Annotated in this window: 18 protein-coding genes; 8 read left to right on the top strand and 10 right to left on the bottom strand. The window is 59.4% G+C overall.

The features are described 5' to 3' along the window. Window positions 1-49 precede the first annotated feature (49 nt). From gntR to V5E99_RS08070, 4 genes are all read left to right on the top strand, one after another. A complete protein-coding gene (gntR, locus tag V5E99_RS08085; protein WP_499801968.1) occupies window positions 50-1,081 on the top strand; it encodes an HTH-type transcriptional regulator GntR in 1,032 nt (343 codons plus the stop codon). Between the two features lie 1,246 nt (window positions 1,082-2,327). Beyond that, the gene (locus V5E99_RS08080; RefSeq protein WP_499801967.1) at window positions 2,328-2,960 is read left to right on the top strand and encodes a glutathione S-transferase family protein; all 633 of its coding nucleotides are present in this window, start codon (window positions 2,328-2,330) and stop codon (window positions 2,958-2,960) included. Window positions 2,961-3,101: 141 nt separating this feature from the next. Continuing rightward, entirely contained in the window at window positions 3,102-4,526 is a 1,425-nt protein-coding gene (locus V5E99_RS08075) for an MFS transporter (protein WP_499801966.1), read from the top strand. A 136-nt stretch (window positions 4,527-4,662) separates the two neighbouring features. After that, window positions 4,663-5,214, top strand: a complete 552-nt coding sequence (locus V5E99_RS08070; RefSeq protein ID WP_499801965.1) for a hypothetical protein — start codon at window positions 4,663-4,665, stop codon at window positions 5,212-5,214. A gap of 145 nt (window positions 5,215-5,359) precedes the next feature. Here the strand turns inward: V5E99_RS08070 and V5E99_RS08065 are convergent, their stop codons facing one another. Together V5E99_RS08065 and V5E99_RS08060 are read right to left on the bottom strand one after the other, a co-directional pair. Then, complete coding sequence (locus tag V5E99_RS08065) at window positions 5,360-6,679, bottom strand: methyl-accepting chemotaxis protein (RefSeq protein WP_499801964.1); 1,320 nt, start codon at window positions 6,677-6,679, stop codon at window positions 5,360-5,362. Between the two features lie 433 nt (window positions 6,680-7,112). Beyond that, window positions 7,113-7,985, bottom strand: coding sequence for a LysR family transcriptional regulator (locus tag V5E99_RS08060; RefSeq protein WP_499801962.1), 873 nt, complete (start codon window positions 7,983-7,985; stop codon window positions 7,113-7,115). 99 nt (window positions 7,986-8,084) lie between these two features. On the opposite strand from V5E99_RS08060, the gene gstA reads away from it, so the two are divergent. Beyond that, on the top strand, window positions 8,085-8,687 hold the full coding sequence (gene gstA, locus V5E99_RS08055) for a glutathione transferase GstA (protein ID WP_499801961.1): 603 nt from the start codon (window positions 8,085-8,087) through the stop codon (window positions 8,685-8,687). Between the two features lie 143 nt (window positions 8,688-8,830). Here the strand turns inward: gstA and V5E99_RS08050 are convergent, their stop codons facing one another. The 4 genes from V5E99_RS08050 to V5E99_RS08035 all read right to left on the bottom strand — a co-directional run bounded on the left by V5E99_RS08050 (window position 8,831) and on the right by V5E99_RS08035 (window position 12,478). Further along, window positions 8,831-9,844, bottom strand: a complete 1,014-nt coding sequence (locus V5E99_RS08050; protein WP_499801960.1) for an ABC transporter substrate-binding protein — start codon at window positions 9,842-9,844, stop codon at window positions 8,831-8,833. Continuing rightward, complete coding sequence (locus V5E99_RS08045; protein ID WP_499801959.1) at window positions 9,841-10,383, bottom strand: sigma-70 family RNA polymerase sigma factor; 543 nt, start codon at window positions 10,381-10,383, stop codon at window positions 9,841-9,843. Before V5E99_RS08045 ends, V5E99_RS08050 begins: the two co-directional genes overlap by 4 nt. A gap of 228 nt (window positions 10,384-10,611) precedes the next feature. Next, the gene (locus tag V5E99_RS08040; RefSeq protein WP_499801958.1) at window positions 10,612-11,403 is read right to left on the bottom strand and encodes a phosphate/phosphite/phosphonate ABC transporter substrate-binding protein; all 792 of its coding nucleotides are present in this window, start codon (window positions 11,401-11,403) and stop codon (window positions 10,612-10,614) included. Window positions 11,404-11,536: 133 nt separating this feature from the next. Beyond that, window positions 11,537-12,478 carry a fatty acid desaturase gene (locus V5E99_RS08035; RefSeq protein WP_499801957.1) on the bottom strand — a complete coding sequence of 314 codons (942 nt, stop codon included), beginning with the start codon at window positions 12,476-12,478 and terminating at the stop codon, window positions 11,537-11,539. A 402-nt stretch (window positions 12,479-12,880) separates the two neighbouring features. On the opposite strand from V5E99_RS08035, the gene V5E99_RS08030 reads away from it, so the two are divergent. Both V5E99_RS08030 and V5E99_RS08025 read left to right on the top strand, forming a co-directional pair. Beyond that, window positions 12,881-13,318: a GNAT family N-acetyltransferase gene (locus tag V5E99_RS08030; protein WP_499801956.1), complete on the top strand. Its 438-nt coding sequence runs from the start codon at window positions 12,881-12,883 to the stop codon at window positions 13,316-13,318. 59 nt (window positions 13,319-13,377) lie between these two features. Next, window positions 13,378-14,199 (top strand): class I SAM-dependent methyltransferase, encoded by an 822-nt coding sequence (locus tag V5E99_RS08025; protein ID WP_499801955.1) that lies wholly within the window; start codon window positions 13,378-13,380, stop codon window positions 14,197-14,199. Window positions 14,200-14,291: 92 nt separating this feature from the next. On the opposite strand, the gene def is transcribed toward V5E99_RS08025, so the two are convergent. From def to V5E99_RS08010, 3 genes are all read right to left on the bottom strand, one after another. Continuing rightward, window positions 14,292-14,831 (bottom strand): peptide deformylase, encoded by a 540-nt coding sequence (gene def, locus V5E99_RS08020; protein ID WP_499801954.1) that lies wholly within the window; start codon window positions 14,829-14,831, stop codon window positions 14,292-14,294. A gap of 2 nt (window positions 14,832-14,833) precedes the next feature. After that, complete coding sequence (locus V5E99_RS08015) at window positions 14,834-15,781, bottom strand: YihY/virulence factor BrkB family protein (RefSeq protein WP_499801953.1); 948 nt, start codon at window positions 15,779-15,781, stop codon at window positions 14,834-14,836. 175 nt (window positions 15,782-15,956) lie between these two features. After that, the gene (locus V5E99_RS08010) at window positions 15,957-16,148 is read right to left on the bottom strand and encodes a CsbD family protein (protein WP_499801952.1); all 192 of its coding nucleotides are present in this window, start codon (window positions 16,146-16,148) and stop codon (window positions 15,957-15,959) included. 200 nt (window positions 16,149-16,348) lie between these two features. On the opposite strand from V5E99_RS08010, the gene V5E99_RS08005 reads away from it, so the two are divergent. Further along, a complete protein-coding gene (locus V5E99_RS08005) occupies window positions 16,349-16,726 on the top strand; it encodes a hypothetical protein (protein ID WP_123514191.1) in 378 nt (125 codons plus the stop codon). A gap of 159 nt (window positions 16,727-16,885) precedes the next feature. Here the strand turns inward: V5E99_RS08005 and fadD1 are convergent, their stop codons facing one another. Continuing rightward, window positions 16,886-18,577 (bottom strand): long-chain-fatty-acid--CoA ligase FadD1, encoded by a 1,692-nt coding sequence (gene fadD1 / locus V5E99_RS08000; RefSeq protein ID WP_499801951.1) that lies wholly within the window; start codon window positions 18,575-18,577, stop codon window positions 16,886-16,888. Window positions 18,578-18,880: the final 303 nt, after the last annotated feature.

Genomic DNA, 18,880 nt, shown 5'->3' with positions numbered 1-18,880 from the left:
CGGGACAGCGCTACCTTAGTGCCTTGAATTTTGTTTGGCAAGCCGCCCGATGACCTCTCCTAAAAACGATAAAAATCCACGCACCACTGGCCGCCCTACCCTCAATGAAGTTGCACGCCTGGCCGGCGTCAGTCCGATTACCGCGTCCCGGGCCCTGCGCGGGGTCAGCACTGTGGCCACCGAACTGGTGGAGAAAGTCCAGAAAGCCGCGCTCGAACTCAACTACGTGGTCAACCCCGCCGCTCGCGCCCTGGCCTCGGCTCAAAGCCATTCGGTGGTTGTTCTGGTGCCGTCGCTGTCCAACCTGCTGTTTATCGACACCCTGGAAGCCATTCATCAGGTTTTGCGGCCCAAGGGCTTTGAAGTGCTGATCGGCAATTTCCACTACTCCCGTGACGAAGAAGAAAACCTGCTGCGCAACTACATGGCCTATCAGCCGCGTGGCTTGCTGCTGACCGGTTTCGACCGCACCGAAAGTTCGCGACGGATGATCGAAGCCAGCAACATTCCCTGCGTCTACATGATGGAGCTGGACAGCGCGGCGGGCCTCAATTGCGTCGGCTTCTCGCAACTGGCGGCCGGCGAAACGGCGGCCGAGCATTTGCTGTCTCGCGGTCGCAAGCGCCTGGCGTACATCGGCGCGCAACTGGACCAGCGCACCTTGCTACGGGGCGAAGGCTTCCGCAAAGCCCTGCAAAAGGCCGGTTTGTATGACCCCGACCTGGAAGTGTTGACGCCGCGAGCGTCGTCGGTCGGTTTGGGCGGTGAGTTGTTCCTGCAATTGCTGGCCAGCCATCCCGATGTCGATGCGATTTTCTTCGGCAACGACGACCTGGCCCAGGGCGCGTTGCTGGAGGCCCTGCGTTGCGGGATCAGGATCCCCGAGCAAGTGGCGGTCCTGGGCTTCAACGACCTGCCGGCCTCGGCGCACATGGTGCCGCGCCTGAGCAGCATCAACACCCCGCGCGAAGCCATCGGCCGGCGCGCAGCGGAACAGATGCTGACACTGATGGCCGGCAATACCGTGGCCAAACCGGTGCAGGACATGGGTTTTGAATTGAGGGTGCGCGAGAGCACCTGACCGCCTCAAATCTGACACGCCCCCCGTAGGAGCTGCCGAAGGCTGCGATCTTTTGATCTTGCTTTTAAAAATCAAAGTCAAAAGATCGCAGCCTTCGGCAGCTCCTACGGGGGGCGTGTCGGGGGTTAGTCTTGTGGGTCGCGATTCACCGCCAGTTCCGCTGACAGGATGAGCTGTGCAATGCCCAGCGGTGTTGCGTTTCGCTGCGAATGAAAAGAGGTGACAGCCGTGCGCGGGCTAGCAGACCAGGACTCTAGAACCCGGTAGACCCGAAGGTCTCCCGCGCACAGCCGCCATAACGTGAACGGATCACGAACGGTGGACGCCATGCGTCTAGAGATGTCCGGGTTGCTAGACCCGATCGCTGAATGGGCAGCGACCCGGAAACGATAAAGTCCGGCCTCCAGACGCACAAGCCGGCGAATTCTGGCGCAGGTGTAGGCAATGGAGCAAGAAGCTGTAGCCTTTGGAAACCTGCCGAAACGGCTTTCCTACAGCCCTTTCCCACACAGCAATCGAATCCCCGCGTAGGAGCTGCCGAAGGCTGCGATCTTTTGATCTTGCTTTTAAAAATCAAAGTCAAAAGATCGCAGCCTTCGGCAGCTCCTACAGGGGGGCGTGTCGGGGGTTAGTCTTGTGGGTCGCGATTCACCGCCAGTTCCGCTGACAGGATGAACTGTGCAATGCCCAGCGGTGTTGCGTTTCGCTGCGAACGAAAAGAGGTGACAGCCGTGCGCGGGCTAGCAGACCGGGACTCTAGAGACCGGTAGACCCGAAGGTCTTCCCACGCACAGCCGCCATAACGTGAACGGATCACGGACGGTGAACGCATGCGTCTAAAGTAGCCGGGCTGCTAGACCCGATCACTGAATGGGCAGCGACACGGAAACGATAAAGTCCGGCCTCCAGACGCACAAGCCGGCGGATTCTGGCGCAGGTGTAGGCAATGGAGCAAGAAGCTGTAGCCTTTGGAAACCTGCCGAAACGGCTTTCCTACAGCCCTTTCCCACGCATTCAGAACAACCACCGATCACTGTGGTGAGGGGGCTCGTCCCCGTTGGGTTGCGAAGCAGCCCCAAAACCTGCGGCCACGTTTCTACAGGTCATCCGCATGTTTTCAACTAATCTTGAGGGTGTCCCTCATCCCCGTACTACGCCTTCGCCTTCGGGTTTCCCGGCATCGGCGCTGCCAGACCCGGCTTAATGTTAGATTCCCGAGGCGTCGACTCGCTAAAGGAGTAGCTCCATGGAACATGCACTGAAAATTCTCGGTAAAGCGTCGTCCATCAACGTCAGAAAAGTCCTGTGGACCTGTGAGGAACTGGGCGTTACCTACGAACGTGAGGATTGGGGCAGCGGTTTTGCCTCGACCCACAGCCCCGAGTTCACCCGCCTCAACCCCAACGCCCAGGTGCCGGTGATCATCGATGACGCCGGGGTGCTGTGGGAGTCCAACACCATTTGCCGTTACCTGGCCGGCAAGCACCACAACCACGACTTGCTGCCCACCGAACCCGCCGCCCGCGCCCGGGTAGAACAGTGGATGGATTGGCAGGCCACCGACCTCAATCCGTCGTGGAGCTACGCCTTCACCGCGCTGGTACGCAAAGACCCCGAGTTCCAGGACCCGCACCGGATCGCTGTCGGTGTCGATGGCTGGAACCACAAGATGAGCATCCTTGAGCAGCAGCTCGCCGCCACCAAGGCTTACGTTGCAGGACCGCGCTTCACCTTGGCCGACATCGTGATCGGTTTGTCGGTCAACCGCTGGTTGATGACACCGATGGAGCGCCCCGATTACCCGGCGGTCGATGAGTATTTCCAACGTTTGGCGCAGCGTCCCGGTTTTCTCAAACACGGCTGTAATGGGCTGCCTTGAGCGGCTTCGCGCTACAAACCGCCAAAAATAAACATTCATGGCAATAACCCAGTGAATCCCGGAGCAAATACGCCAAGATTCGCAACCAAACATTTCCGATAGCAGGCTAAGCTTCCGCTTCAACAAGAATCGGATCAGCCCATGCCTGCCCACGCCCACGCCATCGCTCAAACCGACGGCATCGACCCTGTTCGCGCCGCCCGGATTTCCGCTCGCATCGACCGCCTCCCCGCCGTCGCCACCATTTGGCGGCTGGTGGCGTTGCTGTCGATTGGTGGTTTTTTCGAACTCTACGATCTGTTCCAGACCGCCTACATCAGCCCCGGCCTGATCCGCGACGGGATCTTCGCCACCGGCAGCCAAGGCGTATTCGGTTTCTCCGATCAGGCCGCATTTGCCTCGGCGACGTTCCTCGGGTTGTTCCTCGGCGCCAGCCTGCTCAGCCCGTTGGCGGACCGCTTCGGTCGGCGGGCGATCTTCACGTTTGCCTTGGTCTGGTACACGGTCGCGACCGTGGCCATGGGCGTGCAAAGTTCAGCGCTGGGGATTATTGGCATGCGCTTTCTGGTCGGCATCGGCCTCGGCATCGAACTGGTAACCATCGACGCCTACCTCTCGGAACTGGTGCCCAAGCGCATGCGCAGTTCGGCGTTTGCCTTTGCGTTTTTCGTGCAGTTTCTGTCCGTGCCGGCGGTGGCGTTGATGTCCTGGTGGCTGGTGCCGCAGGCGCCGTTCGGAATCTCCGGTTGGCGTTGGGTGGTGTTGGCCAGCGCGGTGTTTGCGTTGTTTATCTGGTGGCTGCGCAAGCGTCTGCCGGAATCCCCGCGCTGGCTGGCCCAGCATGGCCGGTTCGATGAGGCCGGGCGGATTCTCGATGACATCGAGGCGCGCTGCGTGAAGGATCAAGGCAAGCCGCTGGACGAACCGGAACTGGCGGCGGTGGACACCCAGGGCAGCGGTCGATTCGCCGACATCTGGCAACCCCCCTACCGTCGTCGGGCGCTGATGCTGATTGTCTTCCACGTGTTCCAGGCCATCGGCTTCTTCGGTTTCGGCAACTGGTTGCCGGCGCTGCTCTCCGGGCAAGGCGTGAGCGTCACGCACAGCCTGATGTACGCCTTCATCATCACCCTGGCCTACCCGCTCGGGCCGTTGCTGTTCGTGAAGTTTGCCAACCGTTTCGAGAACAAATGGCAGATCGTCGGCTCGGCCCTGGGCGCCATGACCTTCGGCACGTTGTTCGCCCTGCAAACCAGTGCGCTCGGGCTGATCGTCTGCGGGGTGATGATCACCTTCTGCAACGCCTGGCTGAGCTTCGCCTACCACTCCTACCAGAGCGAACTGTTCCCCACCAACATCCGCGCCCGGGCCGTGGGATTCTGTTATTCGTTCAGCCGTTTATCGACGGTGTTCAGCAGCTTGCTGATCGGGATCTTCCTCGAACACTTCGGCACGCCGGGGGTGTTGGCGTTTATCGTCAGCAGCATGTTGATCGTGATGATCACCATCGGCTACTTCGGCCCGCGCACGCGGAACCTGGCCCTGGAGAACATTGCTCACCGCTGACGCCTGCGCGATTGCCGCTCAGCGGCAAGTTCTGACCGCCGCCGCGGCGTAATCCCTCGTAAAACCGGAGGATTGCGCAGCGGCACGCTAATTGCTCCTACACACGCGACAGCAATTACCTACAGGCTTATCCATCATGTTGGTCAATGCCCAAAAAGCTTCCATCATTCAACACACCCAGCGCACCGACATGGACCCGACCACCGCCGCCGCCAGCGCGCTGTACAGTGGTTTGATCCAGAACGCGCAGAACACCGTGGCGCAAATCAAGCAGGACAGCACCAACGTGCAGTCGTCCGGACTGACGTCCGCCACCCAGCAAGTCAGCGCGGCGAGCACCATCAGCGATAACGTTGACGAAGCGTTCGCGAAAACCCGTGTGGGCCTGCAAGCGTCCGTGCCGGACGCCGACAAAGCCAAGTCCACCGACAGCACGGCGATGACCGACTTCAAGGACTACATGAGCAAATCCCCGGAACAGCGGATGCGCGACAGTATTCTGAAAGAGATGGGTATTACTGAAGATCAGTTGCAAGCCATGCCGCCGGCGCAACAACTGGCCGTTGGCAAAGAGATCGCCGAGCGCCTTCAGGACAAGATGAAACTGGCCCAGGCTGACAAGGAAAACGGCACGACCGACAAACCGGATAGCCCGCAGGTCGTCGACAAGTTCCTGGCTTCGCTCTAACAGCGCGATCTGAAAGCCGAACACAAAACCTGTGGGAGCGGGCTTGCTCGCGAAGACGGAGTCACAATCAACAGAGACGTTGAATGTGATGGCCTCTTCGCGAGCAAGCCCGCTCCCACATTTTTGATTTGTGGTGTTCCTGGGGTCAGTTGAGTTGCAACGTCGAGTTGAACTGACTGATCGCATCCACCACATGCCGCGATCCTTGCTGAATCTCCAGAATCACCTCCCCCGCCTCGTTCGCCAGTTCCACGCCTAATCCGGTTCGACTCAAGCTCGACTGCATGCTCGACACCGCGCTCAACGACAAGTCGTGGTTTTTGCGCACCACCTCGACAATCTCCAGCGTCGCCTGGCTGGTGCGGGCCGCGAGGCTGCGCACTTCATCGGCCACCACCGCAAACCCGCGTCCGTGTTCCCCGGCCCGGGCCGCTTCGATCGCGGCGTTAAGTGCTAACAGGTTGGTCTGGTCGGCGATGCCACGGATGGTCTGGACGATGGTGCCAATGATGTCGGACTGCTTGCTCACCGCATCGATGCTCAGGGCCGCTTCGTTGAGGTCGCGGGAAATGTCCTGAATGATCTGCACCGTTTGCTGAACCACCTGGGAGCCTTTCTGCGCACAGGCGTCGTTTTGTACCGAGGTACTGTGGGCCGATTCCGCGGCCGTTTGCAGGGTCGTCACTTGATGGGTGATGTCGCTGGCGAACTTGACCACTTTGTACAAGCGGCCCTTGGTGTCGAACAGCGGGTTGTAGGACGCTTCCAGAAATACCGTATGACCGTGCTTGTCTTTGCGCTCGAAACGGTGCGAGTGATATTCGCCGCGATTGAGTGACGCCCAGAACGCCTTGTACTGCGCGGACTCGGCATCGGCACGGTGGCAAAACATACTGTGGTGCTGGCCGACCACTTCGTGGAGCGAGTAGTGCATGGTTTTCAGGAAGTTTTCGTTGGCGGTGATCACCCGGCCATCGGGGGTGAATTCGATCACGGCCATGGAACGTCCGATCGCCGCGAGCATGCTTTCGTTTTCATGCTCTTTGTAGATCCGTTCTGAAATGTCCGAGGCCACTTTGATCACGCTTCTGACTTGCCGATCAGGGCCGAATACCGGCATGTAACTGGCTTCAAGCCAGATCTCCCGGCCAGCCTTGTTCAGCCGCAGAAAGGTGCCGCTGATAGGCTCGCCACGGGCCAGGTCGCGCCATAACTTGGCGTATTCCTCACTGCGGTAAAACGCTTCTTCACAAAAGATCCGGTGATGTTTGCCGCGAATTTCCTCGACGCTGTAACCCAGGGTGGCGCAGAAGTTTTCATTGGCGTCGAGCACGATCCCTTCCGGGCTGAACTCGATCATGGCCATTGAACGACTGACTGCCGCCAACTTGGCGTTAGTCTCGGTCAATGCACAATTGAAACGCTCGATCTCTAGCAGGTCAGCCTTGTGATGTAGGTTAAACATGGTTGTATCACCTTCAGCGCGGTCTTTTGATTGATGAAAGTTCTTGGTCTTTCAAGATCCACCACTACGTTCCACGGAACAGGCACACGCATCCCTCCAAGGGAAGGATTTGTCAGGTGATAAATGATGTTCAATCGGAGTGTCCATGCAGCAACGCTCTTACCAAGACATCCTTCTCTTGATAGCCCGGTGGGGCCAACCCTAACTTTTTTTCAAGTAACTCCATTTACCGGAAGGCTCCTTGTTGTCCAGTGTCGGTGCCTTGGGTTGCGCACTCGCGGCTAATTGCACGGGCTCACTGTTGCCGTCACGAACCATTCATTTTTGTGACTGGAACAGAGAGTTAAGGGTGAGCATAGACAGTGAAATGTCGGATGCAATGCCATTAGTCGGCCAGTAATCAGCACAAAATCGGTTCAGCCGCCCATCCCGATCATTGATCGGCGAGCATGGCCAGTAGCGCCTCCACCGCCGCCGACGGTTTTTTGTGCGCCGCGACCACCAAAGCGAACTCCCGTTCGATCCGTGGCGTCAGCGCAACAATGCGCAAACCCTGGCGATTGGCCGGCAGTGTCATTTCTGGCACCAGGGTCACGCCGATGTTTTCCCGCACCAGGGTGAAGGCGCTGCTCCACTCGCGAACTTCGGCGCGCACGTCCAGCAGGTGCAACCCGGCGTCGGCGGCGAGGCTGCGGGCATTGGTCGAACAACCGCCGGTGGCCAGCACGAAAGGTTGCGCCACCAATTGTGCGAGGCTGATGCCGTCCTCATTCGCGCCACGCGCCAACGGGTGGCCGCCGGGCAGCACCGCCACCCAGGCATCGCGCCCCAACAGCCCGGCATTGCGCTCGGGCGCCGGGTTGAGCACCACGCCGACATCCACCAATCCGTCACGGAGAAGGGTTTCCACTTCGTCGTCACTGACTTCCAGCGCCACCACTTGAATGCCGGGGTACAGCCGATTGAACCGGCGCAACAGCGGCGGCAGAAAGGTCGCCAGCACCAGCGGAAAACTGGCCAGGCGAATGCTCCCGCGCTGAACATCCTTTGCCGCATCGACGGTGCTGCGAATCGTCTCCAAAGCCCCGAGCATGGTGCGCGCCTGCTCGATCACCGGCAGGCCGATGGCGGTCGGCAGGGTCTGGCGATTTTCCCGACTGAAGAGCTGCACGCCCAGGGTTTCCTCAATCAGCGCCAACGCCTGGCTGGCGCCGGACTGGGTCATGCCGACCCGCTCGGCCGCCCGGGTAATGTTGCCGGTATCGGCCACGGCCACCACCATGCGCCAGTGCATCAGATTCATCATGGCAGTAGCTGTCCTTATGGCTGGTTTCTGAAAGATTAATTTTACGAAGGCCGGCGCGCACTATGACACTGGCGTAAATCCCCAGCCAGAGCCCTATCCATGAAGTTGTATTACGCCCCGCAAGCCTGTTCGATGGCGCCGCACATTGTGTTGCGCGAACTCGATCTGCCGTTCGAACGGGTCCGCGTCGATAACCGCACCAAGCGCACGGCCGACGGTGAAGACTTCCTCGCGATCAACCCCAAGGGTTATGTCGCGGCGTTGCAACTGGACGACGGCGAAGTCCTGACCGAAGGCCCGGCGATCCTGCAATTTTTGGCGGACCTGCGGCCCGGGGCGAACCTGGCCCCGGCGAACGGGACGTTCGAGCGGGTACGGTTGCAGGAATGGCTGAACTTCATCTCGACGGAGATTCATGGCGGGCTCGGGGCGCTGTTCAATGCGCAGTTTCCGGAAGAGGTGAAAGCGTTGATCAAGGAGAAACTGTTCAAGCGTTTTGCAGTGCTGAGCGAGGCGCTCGCGCGGCGGGATTATTTGATGGCGGGCGGGTTCGGGATTGCTGATGTGTATCTGTTTACGGTGTTGCGCTGGACGGCTGGGTTTGCGATTGATTTGAATCGGTGGCCGGCGTTGGCGGGGTTTCAGGCCAGGATTAACCAGCGCCCGGCAGTGAAAGCGGCGTTGGCGGCAGAATTGGCGTAGGGCTTTAGGCCATTCGCGGGCAAGCCAGCTCCCACATTGGATCTCCAGCGAACACAAAATGTATGAACACCTGAGATCCCCTGTGGGAGCGGGCTTGCCCGCGAAAGCTATCTCACTAACACCGCAAAAACATCAGAAAAAACCTACAAACTCCCACTCACCTTGCTCGCCACTTCCCCCGGCACCCAAGCCTTCCACACCTGCGGCTGGTCACGCAAAAACGCTTCGGCGACCTGACGCGGCTGCGTACGTTTTTCGCTCATCTGCGCCAGGGTCTGGTTCAGCAGGTCAATCGGCAGGTCGACTTTTTCAAAGAACGCCACCAGGTCCGGGTACTGCGCCTTGAACGGCGCCGACACGCCAATCGCCAGGCTGGCCGGCATCGAACGGGTGCCCTTGGGGTGCGGGTTGTTGGCGTCGGCCAGGGTCTTCCAGGCTTCGGCATCGAACGCCGGCTCTTCGAGTTTCACCAGTTTGAAGCGGCCCAACAACGGCGTCGGCGACCAGTAGTAGAACAGCACCGGTTTGCCTCGACGGATCGACGACGCCACCTCGGCATCCAGCGCCGCGCCGGAGCCGGTGCGGAAGTTGACGTAGTCGGCGGTCAGGTCATAGGCCTTGAGCTTCTGGCTGTTGACGATTTCCGAGGTCCAACCGGTCGGACTGTTGAGGAAGCGCCCACGGCTCGGGTCTTCCGGGTCGCGGAACACGTCTTTGTAGCGCGCCAGGTCCGCCACGGATTTCAGCTCCGGGGCCAGTGGTTTGATGCCGCGCTCCGGGTCGCCCTTAATCACGTACTCCGGCACCCACCAACCTTCGGTGGCGCCTTTGACCGTGTCGCCGAGGCCGAACACTTTGCCCTCGCTCGACGCCTTGACCCACGCCGGACTGCGCCCGGCCCACTCTTCGCCGATCACCTGGATATCGTTCTTGGCCAGCGCCGCTTCGAGGCTGACGGTGCTGCCCGGCAAGGTATCAGTCGGGTAGCCGTAACCTTTCTCGACGATCAACCGCAGGATTTCGGTGATCAGGCTGCCGCTTTCCCAGGTGATGTCGCCGAAGTGGATCGGCGCGGTTTTTTCGGCGGCGGGCACGTGGGTAGCCACCAGGCTCAGGGCCAGCAGCGAACTGCCGAGCAGGGTTTTGATCGATCTCATGCGGACCTCTGGGTCGTTCGGTTTAGGGGTTCATTGGCACTGTGCTGCGCGCACAAGGCTTGGGAGCGGGTCATGTAGACGCTGACCGAACGCGGGGAAATGCCCAGTTCGGCGGCGATTTGCGGGTAGGTCAGGCCATCGACGCGTGACAACAAAAACGTCGCCCGGACCTTGCCCGGCAAGCGGTCGAGTGTGCGGTCCAGGACGTGTAATGCCTGGGTCAGTTGCAGCAGTTCTTCGGGTGATGTCGCTTGATGCGAATCGAAGGGCAGCGTGTGTTCGAGGTGCTGGCGCTCCAGATCCCGGCGGCGCCAGAGCTGATAGATCAAGCGCTGGGCGATGGTGGTGAGCAAGGCGCGAGGCTCGCGGATCGGCGTCAGCCCCGGGGATTCCAGCAATTGGGTAAAGGTTTCGGCGGCGATGTCTTCGACACTGGAACTGGCGCCTAACTGTCGGCGCAGTCGTGCGCACAGCCAGGGGTAATGCGCGCGGAACAAGCCGCCCACGTGGTTGCGATGGGAAAGGTCGGCGCCGGACATAGGGGCTCCTGGGGTTAGAGGTCGCTGAATGTCCGGTGGTCCGGTGGCGCGATTCTAGCCAAGAGGCTTATTCTTTAATAAGACTTAAAAAGCATTTTTATATTTCTTTATGGAATTAGAGAAAGGCAAGATCAAAAGATCGCAGCCTTCGGCAGCTCCTACGGGGGAATGCGTTCTCTGTAGGAGCTGCCGAAGGCTGCGATCTTTTGATCCTGATCTGGATCGCGCCTAACGCAACCGCCCATACCCCAACACCTCAGCCTCCTGCCGGTAATCGAGCACGACCTGATAATCGCTTTCGGTCGCCGCCAATACCTCTTGCAGCCCAAGGATCTCGCCCACCTCCGGCAATTCCTGCAACGTCTGATTCATCACCTGCCGAAGCTGTTCAATCTGCTCATCTCTGGCGCTGGCCACCGTGATGTAGGGCAAGGTCGGACTGAAGGCACTGCGCGCGATCACCCGCAAACCGGCCACTTCTTCCTCTGCGTGCCGCGCCAGATAAGCGAAGGTCACGCTGTCGATGGCCGCCAGATCCGCCAGGTCTTCACGCAACCAGCGCAGGCTTTCGCGATGACCGCCGCTGATGCCGACATTGGCGAAGAACTGCCCGTCACGTTGCAGCGGCGCCAGCCGATGACGCAACAGGTTCATGCCGCTGTTGGAGCCCTCGTCATTGATCACCCCGCGACTGTTGTGAAACGCCGGCAAACTACGCCGTGGATCGTCAGCGCGGCAAAGCAACAGGCTGCAATGGTTGCCGCCAGTGCTGTCCGGCAGTTCATAGCGCGGACGGCCGACCACCCGAACCTGACCGCGCAATAAGGTCATCAGCGGATAGCCACAGGTTTGGGTCAGCAGCAAATCCGGGGATAGCCACAGCTCCGGCAATGACAGGCCTTCGGCGCTTTGGCGGGTCGCGCCCAGGCGTTCGAGGATTCGCGTCAACCAGACTTCATTGGCCTGGCGAATCGATTCGGGGGCGACGTACATCAGTAGTTCGGCGAGGCGTTGGGTCATCTCTGTATTCCTATGCAACAAATATCCCCTGTGGGAGCGGGCTTGCTCGCGAAGGCAGAGTGTCAGTCGACATCCTCGGTGCCTGACACTCCGCCTTCGCGAGCAAGCCCGCTCCCACAAGGGGTCATCGTATTCAATGAAACGGATGTTGCGGGCTGTCGATCGCTTTCACGCCGTGCCGGCGCCACAACTGCCCATAACCCTGCACCAGAAACCCGCCACTGCGCGCCAGCCATTGCTCGCGGCGGGCGTGGTAAGCCTTGGGCAAGTCGTACCAGGGCAGGTTCGGCAAGTCGTGATGCACCAGATGCAAATTGAGGTTCAGGAACAACCAGCGCCACGGCCACGCGGCTTCATTGAGCACCGTGCGTTGCTCCGGTTGCGCGTGGGGGCGGTGTTCATAGTAGGAGCGAATCATCGCAATCGACAGCGCCGGCACGCTGATCAACAGCAGGTAATGCCACACCGGCACCACGCTGTAGCGCGCGATGAACGCCAGCATCAACAGCGTCAGCGCGCCGTGGGTCAGCCACATCCGCCAGGCCTGGCGCTCGCCTGCTTTGAGGCGTTGCAGTTCTTCCCGGGCCAGGGCCAGCAACGCCAGCGGCGCGCCGAGAATGAAGCGCCCGAGCACGGTTTTATTCAGCCAGTGCAGGGCCTGTTCGAACAGGGAACTGCGCTGCCAGTGCTCGGCGCTCAGGTAACGGCTTTCCGGGTCGAGCCCCGGGATGGTCAGGTCTTCGTCGCGGTGATGCCGCAAATGGCTGTCGCGGTAAAGGGTGTAGGGATACCACACCGCAAACGGCGCATAGCCGAGGAGTTTGTTCAGGGTTTGCGAACGGGTCGGATGCCCGTGCAGCAATTCGTGCTGCACCGATAGCCAAAGCACCACCAGCGGAATCAGCAACAGTGTGGTCCACCAAAGTCCCAGTCGATCACTGCCCAGGAGGAGGCTGAACCAGCCGCCATAAACGCCGATCAGCAGCAGCCAGGTCGGCCACTCGGTGCGGGCGGTCAGGCGTTGGCGCAGGGTGTCGATTTCTGCTCGATGGGCGGCGTCGAAGTAATGGGACATGGCTTTGCTCAGAACGGGACGTGTCCCTCTCTGTGCAACGGGGTGGGGAAATCTTGCAGATTATTTACTGACTTTCGACGCGCCCCCCGTAGGAGCTGCCGAAGGCTGCGATCTTTTGATCTTCGTTTTTTAAAAATCAAGATCAAAAGATCGCAGCCTTCGGCAGCTCCTACGGGGCGATTAACTAATTAGTGACCGAACACATCCACCTTCTTGGCCTTCTTGTCCGCGCGCTTTTCATCGGCGGTTTTTGCCGGTTTTTTCTTTGCTGCTTTCTTTGAATCCATGCCTTTGGCCATGATACGTACTCCACTCATACGGGATGTGAAGTCAGGTATACACCTATCGCGCCGCCCGCGTTCTTTTATAATCGCCCGCCTGATCAAACGACGGCCCATGCCCATGCCAGACACCCGATACGCATTGCTCGACGAGCCGTTATGGCCCTTGATGAACAAGTTTTACCGCGCCCACCAGTCGCCGATGAAAGCCGTGCGCGATGCTCAATTGTGGGTGGCCCGACGCGAAGACATCGTTGCCGCGCTGTGTTTGCGACCGGTGTCGGGCGGGCATTGGTTGACCGGGTTGTTTGTCGATCCGGCGTGTCGCGAGCAAGGCGTGGCGGCGGCGTTGATCGCCGCTGCGGTCAAAGGCCTCGACGCCCCGGTTTGGCTTTATTGCCACCCCGACTTGCGCGGGTTTTACGAGCGACGCGGATTTACCGGCGACCCGCAAATGCCCTACGCGATGGTCGAACGCTTGAGCCGTTACGCCCGCAGCAAACCGATGATCGCCATGGGCTTAGAACCGTTGGTGAGGTTGACTGAAGATAATGTGTGATCAGCCGCCAAGGCCTGCGTGCTAGCCTCGGGGTCACTTCGACTTCGCCAGGACGCTCCATGAAACCGGCCCTACTCGCCTTGACCCTCACCGCCCTGCTCGCCCCTGTCCTGGCTCACGCCGCTGACACACAACCCATCGCCGCCGGGCAATACGCCGAGGTGCTCAAAGGCACCTGGCGCGCCCCGCAGAACGTGGTGCGCGACGTCTACCGTCACCCGCAGCAGACCTTGCAATTCTTCGGTTTGCGCGCCAACCAGACCGTCATCGAAATCACCCCCGGCGGCGGTTGGTACAGCGAACTGCTGGCGCCGCTGCTCAAGGACCACGGCACCTACATTGCCGCCGTCCAGGCGCCGAGCGAAAGCGACTACGCACGCAAAAGCGAAGAAACCCTCAAGGCGAAATTCGCCGCCAGCCCCGCCCAATACGCCAAGGCCCGGGTGGTCGAGTTCGACCACTCGGCACCGGTGCTCGGCAAGCCCGGCTCGGCGGACACCGTGCTGACGTTTCGCAACGTGCACAACTGGGTGCTGGCGGACACGGCGCCGCTGATGTTCGAGTCGTTTTTCAAGGTGTTGAAACCGGGCGGTGTGCTCGGGGTGGTGGATCACCGGGCCAAGGACGGGGCGTCGCTGGAGGACATCAAGCACAGCGGTTACCTGACCACCGCGTATGTGGTGAAACTGGCGACCGATGCGGGGTTCAAGCTTGAGGAGAAGAGCGAGATCAATGCCAACCCCAAGGACACCAAGGATTACCCTGACGGCGTCTGGACCTTGCCGCCGGCGTTGACGTTGGGGGAGAAGGACAAGGCCAGGTACGTGGCGATTGGCGAGTCGGACCGGATGACGTTGCGGTTTGTTAAACCCGCAAAATAAAAGCATGGATCAAAAGATCGCAGCCTTCGGCAGCTCCTACGGTGTACTCAAAACCCCGTAGGCGCTGCCGAAGGCTGCGATCTTTTAACGGCTTAATCGTCAGCGTTGGGATCGAGGTCCGGGAACATCACTTCGGTAAACCCGAACTTGCTGAAATCGCTGATCCGCGACGGGTACAACCGGCCAATCAGGTGATCGCATTCGTGCTGCACCACCCGCGCATGAAACCCGGAGGCAATGCGCACGATCGGCTGCCCCTTGGGATCAAAACCTTCGTAACGAATGTGCTGATAACGCTCCACCGCACCGCGCAGGCCGGGCACCGACAGGCAACCTTCAAAACCCTCTTCCAGGGTTGGGCTCAGCGGCGTGATCAACGGGTTGATCAGGATCGTCTGCGGCACCGCTTCGGCGTCGGGATAGCGTTCGCTGTGCTCGAAACCGAAGATCACCAGTTGCAGGTCCACGCCGATCTGCGGCGCGGCCAAGCCAACACCGCCGACGCTTTCCATGGTCTGGAACATGTCATCGATCAATTGCCACAACTCGGGGCTGTCGAACATCTCGGACGGCACCGGTGGCGCAATGCGCAGCAGGCGTTCATCGCCCATTTTCAGGATTTCACGGATCATGTTCAGGCTTCGTCAGTGGTCGGTTTGAGCGAGTGGTCCCGTCCCAGTCCCGAAACGTGGTGTTTGGGTGTGTCGTGCTCGCCGGCAACCTTTTCGCCGGGGTCTTTGCCTTCGCTCGACATGTGCTCGATCACCGCATTCATTTCCGCGCCGAGCAACAGCACCGCCGATGAAATGTAGAAGTACAGCAACAGCACGATGATCGCGCCGATACTGCCATACATGGCGTTGTAGTTGGCGAAGGTCTTGACGTAAAACGCGAAGCCCAACGACGCGATGATCCACACCACCACCGCCAGTACCGAGCCTGGGGTGATGAAGCGAAACTCCTGTTTGACGTCGGGCATGACGTAATAGATCAACGCCACGGCCATCATCATCAGAATCACGATCACCGGCCAGCGAGCAATGTTCCAGACATTCACGATGAAGTCTTCCAGCCCGACCTGCGCCGCAATCCAGCTCATGACCTGTGGCCCGAGCACCATCAGCGCGGCAGCGACCAGCAACATCCCGGCGATGCCCACGGTATAGAAAATCGACAGCGGAAAACGCTTCCAGACCGGGCGGCCCTCGACCACATCGTAAGCCGCATTCATTGCGCTCATCATCAGCCGCACGCCGGCCGAAGCCGTGTACAAGGCGATGACGATACCGATCGAGAGCAAGCCACCCTTGGATTGCTGGAGCTGGTCGATCACCGGGTTTACTTGCTCCAGGGCCTGGGGCGGTAAAACCAGTTCCGATTGCAGGCGCAGCCAGGCGAAGAAATCCGGCAGGTGCAGGAAACCGATCAGGGCGATCAGGAACAGGATGAAGGGGAACAGCGAGAACAGCATTTGATAGGCGAGCGCCGAGGCATAGGTCGACATTTCATCATCGATGAATTCTTTGACCGTGCGCACCATCACGCGGTGCAGGGGCAGACCTTTCATGTCCGGGAAAATCATTAGCGTCTCCTTTCGCCGCAAAAAGGTTGAAGTCGTGGCGACTCAGGGGCCGTTTTCTACATCAAAGTAGCCTAGATAGCGACTTTGAAAAAATTTCGTTGTTTAACCGATGCACCTGACGCAAAAACGGCCATCCGCGGATGGCCGTTTCGGGGTGCCTGAAGGGGCGTTCACGTCAGGATTTATCGACGGCTTTCTTCACTGCATCCTTGGCTTTGCCGACGGCTTGCTGGGCTTCGCCTTTCTTTTCCTGCACTTTGCCTTCTACTTGCAGTTTGGTGTTGTCAGTGGCCTTGCCGACGCTTTGTTTGACGTTGCCGACCGCTTCGTTTGCCATGCCTTTAACTTTATCGCCAGTGCTGCTCATGGTGTTTCTCCTGTGAACAATTCAAGGGTCATAGTCGTTACACAAAGATTGACCGGCGGCGTTTGCAGGGAGTTTCATTTATTTTTGCGGCGACATTTCATCGCCGATTAAAGGTTGGGCTTTATGTTTGCCGCCCAACCCCCGAGAATGCGCAACGTATTCAGGCCATGGCGCTGAAGATCCAATCCCGTAGGAATGTTATGAAACTCGATAAAAAGCAGGCCATTGCCCGCAGAAACCTGGAACTCGGCGGTGCTGTGCTTGGCGTCAACAACTGCCATTTCACCGAATTGAACCGCAACCGCAACATCTGGTGGTTCGACATCCCGGTGGCACGCCTGGCCGTTGGTCAGTACGAGTGGGTGCACCTGCTGATGCACACCCCGGACACCGACGAACTGCTGCACTTGAAAGTGCCGACGGTTTTCCTGCGGGAAAAACTCGAAGGCCTGGTGGTGCGCAACGAAGGCAAGCGCAAAGCGGCCCTGAGCCTGGAGCTGAGTGCTGACAAGGACTCGTTCCTGCAAGACATGCGCCCGGCGGGCACCAACGTCAACTTCGCGCCGTTTCGCTTGTAACAGCAAAAGATCGCAGCCTTCGGCAGCTCCTACAGGGCGTCATGCGATCAATGACACCCCTGTAGGAGCTGCCGCAGGCTGCGATCTTTTGATCTTGCTTTGTCATACCTCAACAAAAAGCCCCGCATCTCTGCGGGGCTTTTGTGTTTCAGGCGGGGCTTACTTCTTCACGCCCAGTTTCTTCAGTTCCTCGTCCCGCAGTTCGCGGCGCAGGATCTTGCCGACGTTGGTGGTCGGCAGCGCATCACGGAACTCCACGGAACGCGGGACCTTGTAGCCCGTGACGTTGGCGCGCATGTGCTCCATCACCGTTTCCTTGGTCAAGGTCACGCCCGGTTTGGCGACGATGAAGATCTTGATCGCCTCGCCCGACTTCTCGTCCGGGATGCCGATGGCCGCGCACTGCAACACGCCCGGCAAAGTCGCCAGCACGTCTTCCAGTTCGTTCGGGTACACGTTGAAGCCAGAGACCAGGATCATGTCTTTCTTGCGATCGACAATGCGCATGTAGCCATCCGGCTGGATCAGCGCGATGTCACCGGTCTTCAACCAGCCTTCGCTGTCGAGCATTTCGTCGGTGGCTTCCTGACGCTGCCAGTAGCCCTTCATCACTTGCGGGCCCTTGACGCACAGCTCGCCGATTTCGCCCAGCGGCTGCTCGACACCGGCATCGTCAATGACTTTGCACAAGGTCGACGGCACCGGAATACCGATGGTGCCGACCTGGATGTTCTGGATCGGGTTGACCGTGGCCACCGGGCTGGTTTCGGTCATGCCGTAACCTTCGCAGATGGCGCAACCGGTGACCGCTTTCCAGCGCTCGGCGGCTGCCAGTTGCAGGGCCATGCCGCCGGACAAGGTGACTTTCAGCGCTGAGAAATCCAGCTTGCGGAACGCTTCGTTATTGCACAGCGCCACGAACAAGGTGTTCAGGCCGACGAAACCGCTGAACTTCCACTTCGACAGTTCCTTGACCATCGCCGTCAGGTCGCGCGGGTTGCTGATCAGGATGTTGTGGTTGCCGATCAGCATCATCGCCATGCAATGAAAGGTGAAGGCATAGATGTGGTACAGCGGCAGCGGGGTGATCAGGATCTCGCAACCTTCATTGAGGTTGGAACCCATCAGCGCCTTGCACTGCAGCATGTTGGCGACGAGGTTGCGGTGGGTCAGCATCGCGCCTTTCGCCACACCGGTGGTGCCGCCGGTGTATTGCAACACTGCGACGTCGCCGCTGTCCGGGTTGGCTTCAGCCACTGGCTGGCCATGGCCCTTGCTCAGCACGTCGTTGAACTTGACGGCTTTTGGCAAGTGATACGCCGGGACCATCTTCTTCACGTACTTGATGACGCTGTTGATCAGCAGGCGCTTGAGCGGCGGCAGCAGGTCGGCCACTTCGGTGACGATCACGTGCTTGACGCCGGTTTTAGGCACGACGGTCTGGGCCAGGTGCGCCATGTTGGCCAGGCAGACCAGGGCTTTGGCACCGGAGTCGTTGAATTGGTGTTCCATCTCCCGCGCGGTGTACAGCGGGTTGGTGTTGACCACGATCAGCCCGGCGCGGATGGCACCGAAGACGGCGACCGGGTACTGCAACACGTTCGGCAACTGCACAGCGATTCGATCACCGGGCTGCAAGTCGGTATGCTGTTGCAGGTAAGCGGCAAAGGCACCGGACAATTCGTACAGTTCACCGTAGGTGATTGTCTTGCCCAGGTTGCTGAATGCCGGTTTGTTGGCGAAGCGTTGGCAGGACTGCTTCAACACTGCCTGAATATTCGGATACTCGTCTGGATTGATGTCGGCAGCAATCCCGGCAGGGTACTTATCCTTCCAAAAGTCTTCGATCATGGAAGCCCACTCCTCAGCAACGCGAATTCATCACCGCATTTGATGCGATTATTATTGGTGTATGTTTTTTATTGGTGAGTCTGGCTTTTATATAGGCCGAGAAGTCACAAAAGCGCGCCGAGAGTAGCAGCTTTGCCAAGGGCCGACTAGAGCCAAAAGCGGCCTCTACAGTCACATTGGTGACTCAAGAATAGTAATCGGTCATTTTAGAGCAAAAATTCTATACAGCCGTGAAAGCCCCGTGAATATGGGGTTTAAAGCAAAAGATCGCAGCCTGCGGCAGCTCCTACAGAGAACGTATTT

This window comes from Janthinobacterium sp. LPB2021202312-11-4, from assembly GCF_037049705.1.
Lineage (GTDB): Bacteria > Pseudomonadota > Gammaproteobacteria > Pseudomonadales > Pseudomonadaceae > Aquipseudomonas.
Note: the sequence above shows the minus strand (reverse complement) of the source record. Positions and strands in the feature narration are given on the sequence as shown.